This window comes from Crassaminicella thermophila (assembly GCF_008152325.1).
Lineage (GTDB): Bacteria > Bacillota > Clostridia > Peptostreptococcales > Thermotaleaceae > Crassaminicella_A > Crassaminicella_A thermophila.
The window spans coordinates 1,521,625-1,535,385 of the sequence record NZ_CP042243.1 but is presented as its reverse complement, the minus strand read 5'-3'; the positions used below and the strand labels follow the sequence as shown (position 1 = coordinate 1,535,385).

Genomic DNA, 13,761 nt, shown 5'->3' with positions numbered 1-13,761 from the left:
ATTATGATTTCAGAAATTATAAATAAAAGTAAAAAAATTGTTATTAAGATTGGCAGTAATACATTAGCTAATGAAGACGGAACAGTTAATAAGATATTTTTGCAAGAGTTAAGCGAACAAATAAATTTTTTAATAGATCAAGGAAAACAAATAGTTATGGTTTCTTCGGGAGCAAGAATTGCAGGAGTAGCGACAATAGGTAAGTGGATGAGAAAAGAAGACATTCATTATAAACAAGCTCTATGTGCTATTGGACAGGTAGAATTGATGGATGCTTATAGAAAAGTTTTTAGTGAATATAATATTCATATTGGACAAATGCTTTTGACTAGAGAAGATTTTTCTGATTCTAATAGAACTTTAAATATTAGAAACACTTTATTTACTTTAGTAGATGAAGGTGTTATACCAATTATTAACGAAAATGATACTGTTAGTGTGGACGAAATAAAAATTGGGGATAATGATACTTTAGCAGCACTTACAACAAATATTTGGAATGCAGATTTATTAATTTTGTTTAGTGATATTGACGGTATATTTAATAAAAATCCAAAAGATCATAAGGATGCAATATTATTAGAACAAATATCAGATATTGATCAATTATTAGAAAATATTGAAATTGGAGAAGTGAATGCTTTTGGAACAGGAGGAATTGCTACCAAAATTGAAGCAGCGAGAAAAGTTAATAATTATGGTATTCCAATGATCCTAGCTAATGGAAAAAAAGAGAATATTTTATTTAAATTATTAGATAGAACTGAAAAAGCAACTTTATTTGTTCCAAGATAAAATAAAAGAGAATTTAAGTAAAAATGCTACCTTTCTATTTATGTAGTAGATGGAAAGGTGGTATTTTTTTATTATAATTTTATATAATATTCAAAAATCATCACTATATATATATTATGTGAAGTAATTGTGTTATAATAGGGATTGTTATAAAGTGATGCTTTTAGGTATTATTTATAAAATTAGAGTAATACTAATGAAAAAGCAATTGGAGGAAATATATGTTAGTAAAATCAATTGCAAGAATAGATAAGAAAACTAAAGAACTTGTGAAAAGATTAAATCCTGGAGAAATTGCGGTGATTAACCATAAAGACTTAGATGAAGTAGCTGCGAATTCTTTGGTTATGTGTAAACCACGTATGATTATTAATGCTAATCAATCAATTAGTGGTAGATATCCTAATCTTGGGCCTGAGATTATAGAAAAAGCAGGTATTCCTATTTTAGATAATGTAGGAATTGAAGTTTTTAAGGCTATTAATGATGGGGATTTCTTGGAGGTTATTGACAATAAAATTTTTATTAATGGACAATATATTGGAAGTGGAATAATCTTAACGAAACAATTAATTAAAATGAAATTAGAAGAAACAAGTATAAACTTCCAACAAGAATTAGACAAATTTATTGAAAACACATTAGAATATGCAAAAAAAGAAAAAGATATGCTATTAGGAAACTTAATAATTCCTAAAGTTAAAACTAAGTTTAAAGGTAGACACACTCTAGTTGTTGTGAGAGGGAAAAACTATAAAGAAGATTTACATGCTATAAGGTCTTATATAGAAGAATTTAATCCTATATTAGTTGGTGTTGATGGTGGTGGAGATGCTCTTATAGAGTGTGGTTATGTTCCTGATATTATTGTTGGTGATATGGATAGTGTTTCTGATGAATGTTTAAGGGTATGTAAAGAAATAATTGTACATGCTTATCCAAATGGAGAAGCGCCAGGATTAAAAAGAATAAAGGAACTAGGATTAGAAAGTATAATATTTCCAGCTCCAGGAACAAGTGAAGATATTGCAATGTTATTAGCATTCGAAAATGAAACAGAACTAATTGTAGCTGTGGGTACGCATTCGAATATGGTAGATTTTCTTGAAAAAGGTAGAAAAGGTATGGCGAGCACTTTTCTTGTTCGATTAAAAGTAGGATCAAAACTTATAGATGCAAAAGGTGTTAATAAGCTATACAGAGAAAGCGTAAAGTTTAAACACTTTGCTGGTTTAGCCTTTGGAGCTATGATTCCTATTTTTATTGTAGGATTATTGTCTCCAACAGTGCAACAATTATTAAAAATTATTTATTATAAAATTAAAATTTGTTCTTCCAATGGAATTTTTAGGGAGGTATCACATTTGGTAATTAATTTAAAGTATTATGTAATAACGATTGTTGCAATATTTTTAGCAATTGGAATAGGGATATTTATTGGCATTATGTTAGATGGACAAGATTTAATTGTTGAGCAGCAGAAACAAATTGTTGCTCAATTAGAAAGTAAATTTGATGAATTTAAGATTAAGCAAGACAGTTTACAAGAGAAGATAGAATTATTAACTTCAGAAAAAGAAAAAAATGAAAAGTTTATCAATACTATTTATCCAATAATAGTAAAAGATAAGTTAAAGGATTTAAATATAGTTATATTAGAGACAAGTGAATATTATGATTATTCTGGAATAATAGATGCTTTTAAGAAAGCAGGGGTTAATAGTGTAACTAATATTATTGTCAAAGATTTTTCTACATCAGATGAAGAAAAATTAATTCAATTATCTAATAAGTTTAAATTAACTGGAGATTCCAAAGAAGAATTGCATGTACAATTAATAAAAAGATTTTGTAATGCACTGGTTTCTGGTAATGATATGAAGTTTATAAAGTATTTAAAAGATATAAAAATGATAGATTATACAGATAAGCTTGTATTTCCTACAGATTATGTTATTGTAGCAGGAGGAAGTATAGATGAAGAAAAAAGTTTATTAACTAAGGTAGATGTTCCAATTATTAATTGTATTAAAGGTGCAAATATTCCAGTTATGGCGGTTGAAAAATTAAGTGTCGATTATTCAAATATTCCAGATTATAAAAAATTAAGAATTTCTACTGTTGATAATGTGGATACAATCATTGGAAAAATTTCCATGTTAATGGTAGTAAGTGGAAGAGAAGGTCATTTTGGAGAAAAAGAAAGTGCTGAAGCATTAGTTCCAGAAGGATTTATAACTATAGATTAGGAGTTGATTGCATGTCTAATTCAATTACTGTTTTAGTACCTGCATATAATGAAGCTGATAGAATAAAAGATACTATTTATGCAATAAAAGGTTCAAGATATGTAGATAGAATTGTGGTATTAGATGATGGATCTAAAGATGATACCTATCATGTTGTTAGTAGTACTGGTGTAGAAGCATACCGTTTGAACAACAATAAAGGGAAAGGATTTGCTTTAAAATTAGGAATAGAAAAAGTATTAGAAGAAAGTAGCATTGTAGTTTTTTTAGATGCAGACCTTGGAAAAACTGCATCAGAAGTTGATAAATTGATTGTTCCAATTATAAAAGATGAAGCAGATGTTACAATTGCAAGATTTTCTGCTCCTAAGAAAAAGGGCGGTTTTGGAATTGTTAAAAATTTAGCAAAACATGGTGTGAAATTTTATACTGGATGTACTATTAATACTTCACTTTCTGGACAGAGAGCTTTTAAATCAAAGGTACTCAAAAAATTAGGTGACTTTCCATCAGATTATGGAGTTGAGGTAGGAATGACTATTGATATTATAAATATGGGATTCAGAATTAAAGAAATAGATGTAAATATGACACATAGAGAGACAGGAAGAGATATAAAAAGTTTTATGCATAGAGGAAAACAATTTTACCAAATATTTTTAACATTACTCCAAAAATCTAAAGGAGAGATAAAGTAATGCTTATATTATTTACTTATTTTGTTGTAGGATTTTTTATAAGTAAATTTTTGATTCCTATGTTTTTGGATCTATTGTATGAATCAGGGTGTGTAAGGAGTAATTATAATGGTGAAAATATTCCTGTAGGTATGGGGCTGGTATTTATTCCGGTGATCGCTATACAGACCGTTTTTTTATTAATCTGGAAATCTAAAAGTAATATTATTGTTTGCTTAATATTTATGATAGGTTCTTTAGCTATGGGATTAGCAGGGCTATTAGATGATTTACTAGGAAATAGAAATGTTACTGGTCTAAAGGGCCATTTTAAGATGATGTTAAAGCTTAAATTAACAACGGGTGGATTTAAAGCAGCTTTTGGTGGATTAATTGCATTAACAATAAGTATAATTATTTCTGATGATTTTTTAAACATTTTTATAAATACATTAATTATAGCGCTTTTTACTAACTTTATAAATTTATTAGACTTACGTCCTGGTAGAGCATTAAAAGGTTTTTTGTTTAGTGGTATTGTTATAGTTTTGAATCCTATTTTTGAAACATTTCGATTGCTACTATTTGGATTATTTGGTTCAGTATTAGCCTACTTACCATGTGATCTTAAGGCAAAGTCTATGATGGGAGATGTAGGTTCAAATATATTAGGAATTTCATTAGGAATAGCATGTATTTCTGCAGGTTTTTATGTACGAACAATTATATTAGGATTTTTAATTTTAATACATCTTTATACAGAAAAATATTCTTTAACGGAGACTATTCAACGAGTAAAAATATTAAAATATCTTGATGAAATGGGTAGATAATTTATCTGCCTTTTTCTTTCATAATGAAAAATTTTTATGAAAAGAGGGGATAAATTGATAGGTATTAAAGTTGGGAAAGTTCTTGAAATATTAAAATGTAATATCAATAGTACTGAAATATTGGTAGAAATAAATAATCATAACTACAAGGCTATTAATTATAATAGATTAACTGGGGATGTAAAAATAGGCGATTCTTTATTATTGAATACTACTGCTGTAGATTTAAACCTTGGGACAGGTGGATATCACTTTGTTGTATCAAATTTAGATAGTCCTAATAAAGATATAACAAATGGTGGGCATATTATGAAACTAAGGTATTCTCCATATCAGATAAAGGTATTTGCTGCTGAAGAACAAGGAAGTATATTTCATGATATTTTTAATAAATTTAAGTCTTTAAATGGTATGCCTGTTATAATAGGAACTTTGCATAGTATGCTGCCGCCAATTATAAAAGTTTTAAAAACGTATAACAAAAATATAAAAATTGCTTATATTATGACTGATGGAGCAGCACTTCCTATTGATTTAAGCAATACTATAAAAGATTTAAAAGAAAAAAAACTAATAGCTAGTACCATAACTATTGGAAATGCTTTTGGAGGAGATTTAGATTGCGTAAATATTTATAATGGGCTTATTGCAGCTAAAGAGATTATTAAATGTGATATAGCTGTGGTGACAATGGGACCAGGAATTGTTGGAACAGGCACTAAATTTGGTTTTAGTGGTATAGAACAAGGAAATATTATTGATGCAACAAATGATTTAGGAGGAATTCCTATCGCTGTTCCTAGAATAAGTTTTGCTGATATTAGAAAGAGGCATAGAGGTATAAGTCATCATACGTTAACTGTTCTTAGTAAAATAAGTAAAACTCGTGCTGTTGTAGGTATTCCAAATTTTGAAGAAAGTAAAAAAGAGTATATTAATTTACAAATAGATAATACTGAAATTCAAAAGAAACATAAAATATTATATATGGATACAACAAAGACAACAGAGATATTAGAAAATTCAACAATAAATATGCGTACAATGGGTAGAGATTTTCAAAATGATAAAGATTTTTTTATTACTGCTGGCTTAGCGGGTGAATTGGGTATTAAGATTTTAAATGATCCTCAATTAGAGATTCTAAAGTAGTATATTTATTGCAAAGGTCTTCTAAAACTTCTAATAAATCTGAGACTTTACCTATTAAATAAAGCTGGTTCTGTGTTATAACTTTATACATATTATCCCATCCTTTTAAGAATATTTTTACACTATAATATGCAAACTTGTCCTAAAATATTCCAATGAGGAAGTTTATAATGTTGTATAAAGAAAAAGGATTAATTTTTACTTGAAATTACTGTTAAAGGGAAGATAATAAATTATAAAAATAGGACAAAATATAATAGACAAGTCATATTATTCCTCTATTTTGCATAATATTTTATAACACATAAGATATATGCAAGAAAGGGGGATTTGTTTTGATAAAAAGATTCCAAATAATTGTGCTTAAGCATATACAAGGAAATGTTTTTATATATTTTATAGTATGTATGTTTTTTATTATAGGAATTTCATCTGGTGCATTCACAGTAAAAGCTTTAGCTGATAATCAAAAACAAGAATTGATAAATTATATGAGAAGTTTTTTTCAAGTCCTGAGCAATAAATCTATTGATGCATCATCTATACTGAAGCAATCGTTGATAAATAATTTGCAAACAGCAGCTTTAATTTGGATATTAGGTATAACAGTTATAGGAGCGCCATTAATATTATTGTTAATAGCAATAAGGGGACTAATTATTGGTTTTACAGTTGGATTCTTAGTAGAACAATTGGGATTTAAAGGAATTTTATTTTCTTTTATTTCTATATTTCCTCAAAATCTATTTATTATACCAAGTATTATCGTTATAGGAGTAATTGGTATTGGTTTTTCTAAAATGATCATTAGAAATAGGAAAAATAGAACCTATAGTAGTAATGATAACACATTTAGACAGTTTATATTGTATAGTACTATCAATTCTTTTATTTCCTTATTCATAATATTTGGATGTATGATTGAAGCTTATATAACACCAGTGTTTATGAAAGCACTCTCTAAGTATATGTAGAATATCTAAGGGGAGTATGAAATGGTGAAACGTTTTGGACTATTTATAAAAATTTTATTAATTCTAATAATATTTTCTATTTTATTGCCTCAAATTATTGATAAATTAATTAATATATTAATAATTGAAGACAGAAATAATAGACCTAAAGGAAATAGTACGTTTGTATTAAGTCCTTATACAGAAGAAAATAATTTCCAAGAAAACTTTTTCTATTTAATAATGTGGTATATAAAATAATAATAAAAAGATTAAAGGATTTTTTTGATATCTGTTGAATAGTATTATAAGATGCATTTAAAAACAAAGGGGACAAGTTTTATGAATGTTTACTTAGATGATTTTATACATTATTTAGCCTATGAAAAAGAACTATCAAAAAACACCTTGGAATCTTATAAAAGGGATGTTTCTCAATTTATAGATTATTTAAAGGGAAGAGAAATATTAGATGTAAAAGAGGTTAATAAGACGACAATTATAACCTATTTATTGCATTTACAAAAATTAGGCAAGGCTACATCGACTATTTCGAGGAATCTTGCATCTATACGTTCTTTTTCGCAATTTCTATTAAATGAGAAATTTATCGATAAAGATCCAACTATTCATTTAGAATCTCCTAAATCTGAAAAAAAGTTACCAGACATTCTAACCTTAGAAGAAGTAGAGTTATTGTTAGCTCAGCCAGATAATAATAATCAAATAGGAATAAGAGATAAAGCTATGCTAGAGTTATTATATGCAACAGGTATACGTGTTTCTGAACTTGTAGCCCTTGATTGTTCTCATTTGAATTTAGATATGGGATATATTACATGTTGCAGTAATCAAAACAAAGAAAGAATAATTCCTATTGGGTCTATAGCAAAAAAAGCTATAGATGAATATATTAATAAAGTACGACAATATTTAGTAAAAGACAAAATAGAAATGTCATTGTTTGTAAATTACCATGGAACCAGACTAACACGACAGGGATTTTGGAAAATAATAAAGAAGTATACACAGAAGGCAAAAATTAATAAAAAAATTACACCTCATACTTTAAGACATTCATTTGCAACACATTTACTTCAAAATGGTGCAGATTTAAAATCAGTTCAAGAAATGTTAGGTCATTCAGATATATCAACGACACAAGTTTACACACTACTGACAAAGAATAAAATAAAAGAAGTTTATAATAAAGCACATCCAAGAGCCTAAAAAGGCTCTTTTGTTATTTAATCAATAATTTCATGTAATGTGATAATTGTCCTCTTGTGTATAACAAAAGTAATTGATGGAAAAGATAAAACTAAATAAAAAAGCAAGGAGGACTTTACATGAGATTAAAAAATGACAAAATATTTGTTTTTTTTATATGTTTTGTAATAATATTTAGCAATTGTTCTATATTTGGAAATGCCCAAGAGTTTGATGTAAATGCAAAATCTGCAATTTTGATGGATGCTTCAAGCGGAAAAATAATATTTGAAAAAAATATTCATGATAAGCTTCCCCCTGCTAGCGTAACCAAAATAATGACCATGTTACTTGCGATGGAGGCTATTAATCAAGGAAAAATATCTTTAGATGATAAGGTCCTTATTAGTGAACGTGCTTCTTCAATGGGAGGAAGTCAACTTTATTTAGAGCCGGGTGAAGAAAAAACAGTAGAAGAACTTATAAAAGGTATTTCAGTAGCTTCTGCAAATGATGCATGTGTAGCGCTAGGTGAACACATAAGTGGAACTGAAGAAATGTTTATTAAAAGAATGAATCAAAAAGCAAAAGAACTTGGAATGAATGATACACAGTTTATGAATACAAATGGATTACCACAAGAAGGACATTATACAAGTGCTTATGATATTGCATTAATGTCTAAGGAATTATTGAAATATCCTAAGATTCATGAATATTTAACAATCTGGATGTCAACAATGAAAGTAGGATTGCCTAATAAAAGACAGACGAATCTTCAGTTAACAAATACTAATAAGCTCATTAAAACTTATCCTGGTGCAAATGGTATAAAGACAGGATATACATCAGATGCTAAATATTGCTTATCTGCTTCTGCTACAAAAAACGGACTTACACTAATAGCTGTAATATTAGGAAGTCCTACTTCAAAAATAAGATTCGCAGAAGCAAAAAAACTACTTAATTATGGATTTGCTACTTATAGTGCTGTTCCAATAGTTAAGAAAAATCAAATTATTGATGAGTTACTAGTTGAAAAAGGAAAAGAAACAAAGATAAATGTTGTAGCTAAAGATAATTTAAGTGCTTTGGTAAGAAAAGGTGAAGAGAATAAAGTCTATAAGGAAATCATATTGCCTAAATATATAAAAGCACCTTTTAAAGCAAATGAAAAAGTGGGTGAAATTATTTTAACAAAAGATGGACAAGAAATTGGAAGAGTTGATATTTTAACGGAGAAAGGAATGGAAGCTGCTTCTTTTTTAAATATATTTCATAAAATAATTACTCAAACTGTTAAATAAAAAACGAAAAGAAGTGATTACACTATAATATGTAGTTGCTTCTTTTTTTATTTTATAAGTTCTTTCTGTATATATAAGTGTGGTATAATGTTGTATGGTTTTAAATATATTAAAAGAGTATAAAGCAGGTGAAAAAATGTCATATAATGTAAAACTTGAAGTTTTTGAAGGACCTTTTGATCTGTTGTTTCACTTGATTGAGAAAGCAAAAGTAGATATATATAATATTCCTATTGCAGATATCGCAGAACAGTATATTCAGCATATTGAAAATATGAAAAAATTCGATTTAGAAATTACCAGTGAATTTTTAGTTATGGCATCTACGCTTATAGAAATTAAGTCTAAAATGCTTCTTCCAAATAAACAAGAACAACAACTAGAGATGGACATTGTTGAAGAAGATCCAAGGCAAGATTTAGTAAAAAGGCTTATTGAATATAAAAAATTTAAGAATGCAGCAATCGAGTTCAAAAAACGTGAAGAAATTTATACGAAAATTTTTTATAAGGATCCAGAACAATTGGATCAATTTGTTAAATATGATAAGAACGAGTTAGTAGATCTAGATATTAAAGACCTTCTAGATGCGTTTAATAGGTTATTAAAAAAAAGAAAAAGAATAAATAAAAATCGAATACATATTACAGAAATAAAAAGAGATGCAATAACTATAGAAGATAAGATAGAGCAAATAAAAAAAATTATTAGTAAAAATACTTTACTAGACTTTGATCAATTATTTATAAATTCTTCTGATAGAAGTGAAGTTGTTGTAACTTTCTTAGCACTTTTAGAATTGATAAAATTAAAGCTTATTATTGTACAACAAAATAAAATATTTGGAAATATTATCATAAAAAGAAACATTGCAAATAATGAGGTGTAGTAAAAATGGATGAAAAAAAAATCAAATCAATTATTGAAGCAATGCTGTTTGTATGGGGAGATCCAGTAAATATTAAAACTATTGCTGATATAATAAGTTTACCTCCTGAATTTATAAGAAAGTGCTTATTAGATTTAAAAAAGGAATATGAGGTACAAGATAGAGGAATTCAAATAATAGAAGTAAATAACTGTTTTCAATTATGTACAAACAGTAAATATTTTGATTATATTCAAAAGTTATGTACTCCTATTCAAAATAAAGGTTTAACTCAAGCTGCTTTAGAGGTTTTGGCAATTATAGCATATAATCAACCTATCACTAGGCCAGAAATTGAAGCTATTCGAGGAGTAAAAAGTGATAAAGCAATTAATACTCTTTTAGAAAAAGAATTGATAGCTGAAAACGGAAGATTAGAAAGAATAGGACGTCCTATCCTATATTGCACTACTGATAAATTTTTAAAATCTTTTGGGCTTAATAATTTAGAAGATTTACCTAGGATAGAGGATTTTGAAGCTTTAGATTATACCGATAAATAATTTATCGGTTTTTTTTATATGTTTGTAGTGTGTATTTTCTATACCTTATGGAAAAAATATACTATAGTGCTAATGATAAGAGGTGATATTTTGTATATATATATTATTATGAGTGTTTTTGTATTTTTTTGTATATTATTTTTTACAACTATAACAATTCAAATAAAGATCCTGAAAGATAAAACAAATGATAAAATTATTTTAAGTTTCAAAACATTATTTGGGATACTCAAGTACAAAATTGAAATACCTTTTGTTGATTTAAATGTTAAAAAAAATGGAATTCCTTTTCTAAAGTTAGATGCAAAAATTAAAAATAATGAAGATGATAATTTAGTAAAAGAAGATGAATCTATCATTACTTTTAAAGAAATGCAAAGAATTCAAATTAAATTAAAACACTTTTGGGAGTTGTATTTCCATATTGTAAACTATCTTCGTAAAAAAATAAAAATAGATTATCTTTTATGGATAACAGAATTTGGCATAGAAGATGCTGCAGTAACAGCAATATTATCAGGTGTTTTTTGGATGATAAAAGGGAATCTAATGGTAATAATAAAAAATAATGTAAAATGCAATAAAATTATTTTAAATGTTGTTCCACAGTTTGGTAAACAAATTTTTAAGACAACTCTTAATTGTATAATAAGTATTAAAATAGGCTATATTATTATTGCAGCGATTAAGTTTGGATATACATTTTTAAGAAAAGGTGGTGTAGGTAATGGCAAATCATCCAATAGAAGCATTAATGAAAACAACAATGGAAAGTTTAAAAGATATGGTAGATGTAAATACAATTGTAGGAGACCCTGTTGAAACACCTGATGGTACAGTGATTATTCCTATATCAAGAGTATCTTTTGGATTCGCTTCAGGAGGTGGCGAATATAATATAAAAATAAACAATCAAGAAGAAGATGCTGACACAAGTGATAAATTACCTTTTGCTGGTGGAACAGGTGCAGGTGTTTCTGTACAACCTGTTGCTTTTATGGTTGTTGGTAATGGTGAAATGAAGTTATTACCAGTAGACCAAAATGCAACTATGTTGGATAATTTGATAAATTTTATGCCTAAGTTATTAGATAAAATCCAATCTATGGGTGATAAAAAAAATCAAAGTAAAAGTAAAAAAAATTCAGAAGATAAGCTTGCAGAAGAATAAGGAGAAAAGTTTATATACTCCTTATTCTTCTTTTCTTATATTATCAAATCTAGTTGTATTTTTTTTATTTAATTAGATAATACTAGAACTAGTTATAATATTAAATGGAGTGATTGATTTGAAACAAAGGAAAATAATTATTTTATACTTAATTTTAATGATTATTTTATATAATAATACAGCATTAGCTTTTGAGGATAATTTTAATATTTCTGCAAGTAGTGCAATTGTAATGGATGTAAAAACAGGAAGAGTTCTTTATAAAAAAAATATTAATAAAAAAAGGCCTATGGCAAGTACTACTAAAATTATGACGGCTTTAGTAGCATTGGAAAAATCGAGTCCAGGAGATATGGTAAAAGTTCCTAAAAATGCAGTTGGCGTAGAAGGTTCGTCTATATATCTAAAATATAATGAGAAATTGACGATGAAAGATTTAATCTATGGGTTGATGTTAAGATCTGGAAATGATTCAGCTGTAGCTATTGCTTCACATATATCAGGTTCAGTTGATGGCTTTGTTAAATTAATGAATAAAAGAGCAAAGGAAATTGGTGCAAGAAATACAAATTTTGTAAATCCTCACGGACTTCATCATAAAAATCATTATACTACTGCATATGATTTAGCACTTATTACAAGAAAAGCCTTAAAGAATAAAGAGTTTCATCAAATAGTAAAAACAAAGCTTTGGATAGCTGATAGAGATGGATATAAATATTTTTATAACAAAAATAAAACACTTACTCAATATAATGGTGGAGATGGTGTTAAAACTGGTTATACAAAAGTAGCAGGGAGATGTCTTGTTACATCTGCAACAAGAAATGGTGTTCAACTAATATGTGTAGTGTTAAATGCACCAAACTGGTTTGAAGACTCGTATCGTTTATTAGACTATGCATTTGAAAAATATACTCCGTTTCATGTAATAAAAAAGAATAGTATTATAAAAAATGTTAGTGTACAAAATGGGAAAAAGTGTAGTACGAATGTTGTTTCTAAGGAGGATGTTATTATCCCATTAACATCTAATGAAAAAAATCAGATTACAAAAATAGTAGAGATAGATGAAATTTTAAAAGCACCGATAAAAAGGGGGCAGAAGATAGGAAAAGTTAAAATATACCTTAAGGATAATTTGCTTTACACTACTGATTTAGTTTCTAGAGAAGATATAGATATAAAAAATTTCAAGGATAAGGTTATAGATTTTATTTTAAGAAATAGATAAAAAATGTGTAACATATTTTGAACATAAAAAATACCCTATTATTAATAGGGTGTTTTTTATGTTCAAAATATTGGAGGGATTTATATTGATCAATGAAAGGGTAGAATGTATAGATGCTGGTAGTGAGTACTGTCCATGTTACTTAGCTGAAACTAATGATTGTATTATGTGTGCACATCTTCAAGGAAAAAGTTTTTGTGATTGTAGTTGGAGTGGAGTATGTATTTATCAAGAATTTTATTGGTGCGGGAACAAAAAAAAATATGAGAGAAAGGAATTTAAAGGTAAAATTATTGAAAAAAAATATATTAGTGAAGATGTAATGATTTTTAAAATAGCAGTTACTAAAACACTAGCAAGGCAATTAAAACAACCAGGGTCATATGTATTTATTAGAGAGCTAGATAAACCTCTTTTTTTTAATGTGCCTATGTCAATTATGAATGCAGACGAGTATAAGGGAGAAATTGATATAGCAGTAAAAGTATTAGGAATTAAGACAAAGACATTGATGGAGTGTGATAAAGAAATTTTTGTTAAAGGTCCATACTGGAATGGTGTTTTAGGTTTAAAAAATCTTAAAAGTACAAAGGAAAAAAATGTTTTAGTTGTAGCAAGAGGGGTAGCTTTAGCACCATCTGTACTTGCAATAAAATATTTATTGAAGAATAAAAATGCGATAACTTTTTGTAACAGATCCGGGAAAAATTGGGCTGATTTTTATTAAAGATTATATAAAAGATTTTAATA

At 27.4% G+C, this 13,761-nt stretch carries 15 protein-coding genes; all 15 read left to right on the top strand.

Going from position 1 to position 13,761, the window contains the following annotated elements:
- Positions 1 to 3: 3 nt before the first annotated feature.
- The 15 genes from proB (at position 4) to FQB35_RS07305 (ending at position 13,738) form a co-directional block, all read left to right on the top strand.
- Positions 4 to 795: a glutamate 5-kinase gene (proB, locus tag FQB35_RS07375; RefSeq protein WP_148809363.1), complete on the top strand. Its 792-nt coding sequence runs from the start codon at positions 4 to 6 to the stop codon at positions 793 to 795.
- A 221-nt stretch (positions 796 to 1,016) separates the two neighbouring features.
- Entirely contained in the window at positions 1,017 to 3,044 is a 2,028-nt protein-coding gene (gene steA / locus FQB35_RS16550; RefSeq protein ID WP_148809362.1) for a putative cytokinetic ring protein SteA, read from the top strand.
- An 11-nt stretch (positions 3,045 to 3,055) separates the two neighbouring features.
- Entirely contained in the window at positions 3,056 to 3,742 is a 687-nt protein-coding gene (locus FQB35_RS07365; RefSeq protein WP_148809361.1) for a glycosyltransferase family 2 protein, read from the top strand.
- Positions 3,742 to 4,554, top strand: a complete 813-nt coding sequence (locus FQB35_RS07360; protein WP_148809360.1) for an MraY family glycosyltransferase — start codon at positions 3,742 to 3,744, stop codon at positions 4,552 to 4,554. Before FQB35_RS07365 ends, FQB35_RS07360 begins: the two co-directional genes overlap by 1 nt.
- A gap of 54 nt (positions 4,555 to 4,608) precedes the next feature.
- Positions 4,609 to 5,706 carry a DUF3866 family protein gene (locus FQB35_RS07355; protein WP_231701760.1) on the top strand — a complete coding sequence of 366 codons (1,098 nt, stop codon included), beginning with the start codon at positions 4,609 to 4,611 and terminating at the stop codon, positions 5,704 to 5,706.
- Positions 5,707 to 6,041: 335 nt separating this feature from the next.
- Positions 6,042 to 6,680: a stage II sporulation protein M gene (gene spoIIM / locus FQB35_RS07350; protein WP_168198281.1), complete on the top strand. Its 639-nt coding sequence runs from the start codon at positions 6,042 to 6,044 to the stop codon at positions 6,678 to 6,680.
- Positions 6,681 to 6,701: 21 nt separating this feature from the next.
- Positions 6,702 to 6,920 (top strand): hypothetical protein, encoded by a 219-nt coding sequence (locus FQB35_RS07345; RefSeq protein ID WP_148809357.1) that lies wholly within the window; start codon positions 6,702 to 6,704, stop codon positions 6,918 to 6,920.
- An 81-nt stretch (positions 6,921 to 7,001) separates the two neighbouring features.
- Complete coding sequence (xerD, locus tag FQB35_RS07340) at positions 7,002 to 7,889, top strand: site-specific tyrosine recombinase XerD (protein WP_148809356.1); 888 nt, start codon at positions 7,002 to 7,004, stop codon at positions 7,887 to 7,889.
- 119 nt (positions 7,890 to 8,008) lie between these two features.
- Positions 8,009 to 9,175 carry a D-alanyl-D-alanine carboxypeptidase family protein gene (locus FQB35_RS07335; protein ID WP_148809355.1) on the top strand — a complete coding sequence of 389 codons (1,167 nt, stop codon included), beginning with the start codon at positions 8,009 to 8,011 and terminating at the stop codon, positions 9,173 to 9,175.
- 136 nt (positions 9,176 to 9,311) lie between these two features.
- A complete protein-coding gene (locus FQB35_RS07330) occupies positions 9,312 to 10,064 on the top strand; it encodes a segregation and condensation protein A (RefSeq protein WP_148810793.1) in 753 nt (250 codons plus the stop codon).
- A 5-nt stretch (positions 10,065 to 10,069) separates the two neighbouring features.
- Complete coding sequence (gene scpB / locus FQB35_RS07325) at positions 10,070 to 10,606, top strand: SMC-Scp complex subunit ScpB (RefSeq protein WP_148809354.1); 537 nt, start codon at positions 10,070 to 10,072, stop codon at positions 10,604 to 10,606.
- A gap of 90 nt (positions 10,607 to 10,696) precedes the next feature.
- Positions 10,697 to 11,428 carry a DUF2953 domain-containing protein gene (locus FQB35_RS07320; RefSeq protein WP_168198280.1) on the top strand — a complete coding sequence of 244 codons (732 nt, stop codon included), beginning with the start codon at positions 10,697 to 10,699 and terminating at the stop codon, positions 11,426 to 11,428.
- On the top strand, positions 11,334 to 11,777 hold the full coding sequence (ytfJ, locus tag FQB35_RS07315; RefSeq protein ID WP_148809352.1) for a GerW family sporulation protein: 444 nt from the start codon (positions 11,334 to 11,336) through the stop codon (positions 11,775 to 11,777). Before FQB35_RS07320 ends, ytfJ begins: the two co-directional genes overlap by 95 nt.
- Positions 11,778 to 11,895: 118 nt before the next feature.
- Positions 11,896 to 13,011, top strand: coding sequence for a D-alanyl-D-alanine carboxypeptidase family protein (locus FQB35_RS07310; RefSeq protein WP_231701880.1), 1,116 nt, complete (start codon positions 11,896 to 11,898; stop codon positions 13,009 to 13,011).
- A gap of 85 nt (positions 13,012 to 13,096) precedes the next feature.
- Positions 13,097 to 13,738 (top strand): FAD-binding oxidoreductase, encoded by a 642-nt coding sequence (locus tag FQB35_RS07305; protein WP_148809351.1) that lies wholly within the window; start codon positions 13,097 to 13,099, stop codon positions 13,736 to 13,738.
- Positions 13,739 to 13,761 lie beyond the last annotated feature (23 nt).

Bases quoted from the DNA above. Each gene is read 5' to 3' on its own strand.
- proB (WP_148809363.1), top strand. From the start codon at position 4: ATGATTTCAGAAATTATAAATAAAAGTAAAAAAATTGTTATTAAGATT.
- steA (WP_148809362.1), top strand. From the start codon at position 1,017: ATGTTAGTAAAATCAATTGCAAGAATAGATAAGAAAACTAAAGAACTT.
- FQB35_RS07365 (WP_148809361.1), top strand. From the start codon at position 3,056: ATGTCTAATTCAATTACTGTTTTAGTACCTGCATATAATGAAGCTGAT.
- FQB35_RS07360 (WP_148809360.1), top strand. From the start codon at position 3,742: ATGCTTATATTATTTACTTATTTTGTTGTAGGATTTTTTATAAGTAAA.
- FQB35_RS07345 (WP_148809357.1), top strand. From the start codon at position 6,702: ATGGTGAAACGTTTTGGACTATTTATAAAAATTTTATTAATTCTAATA.
- xerD (WP_148809356.1), top strand. From the start codon at position 7,002: ATGAATGTTTACTTAGATGATTTTATACATTATTTAGCCTATGAAAAA.
- FQB35_RS07335 (WP_148809355.1), top strand. From the start codon at position 8,009: ATGAGATTAAAAAATGACAAAATATTTGTTTTTTTTATATGTTTTGTA.
- FQB35_RS07330 (WP_148810793.1), top strand. From the start codon at position 9,312: ATGTCATATAATGTAAAACTTGAAGTTTTTGAAGGACCTTTTGATCTG.
- scpB (WP_148809354.1), top strand. From the start codon at position 10,070: ATGGATGAAAAAAAAATCAAATCAATTATTGAAGCAATGCTGTTTGTA.
- ytfJ (WP_148809352.1), top strand. From the start codon at position 11,334: ATGGCAAATCATCCAATAGAAGCATTAATGAAAACAACAATGGAAAGT.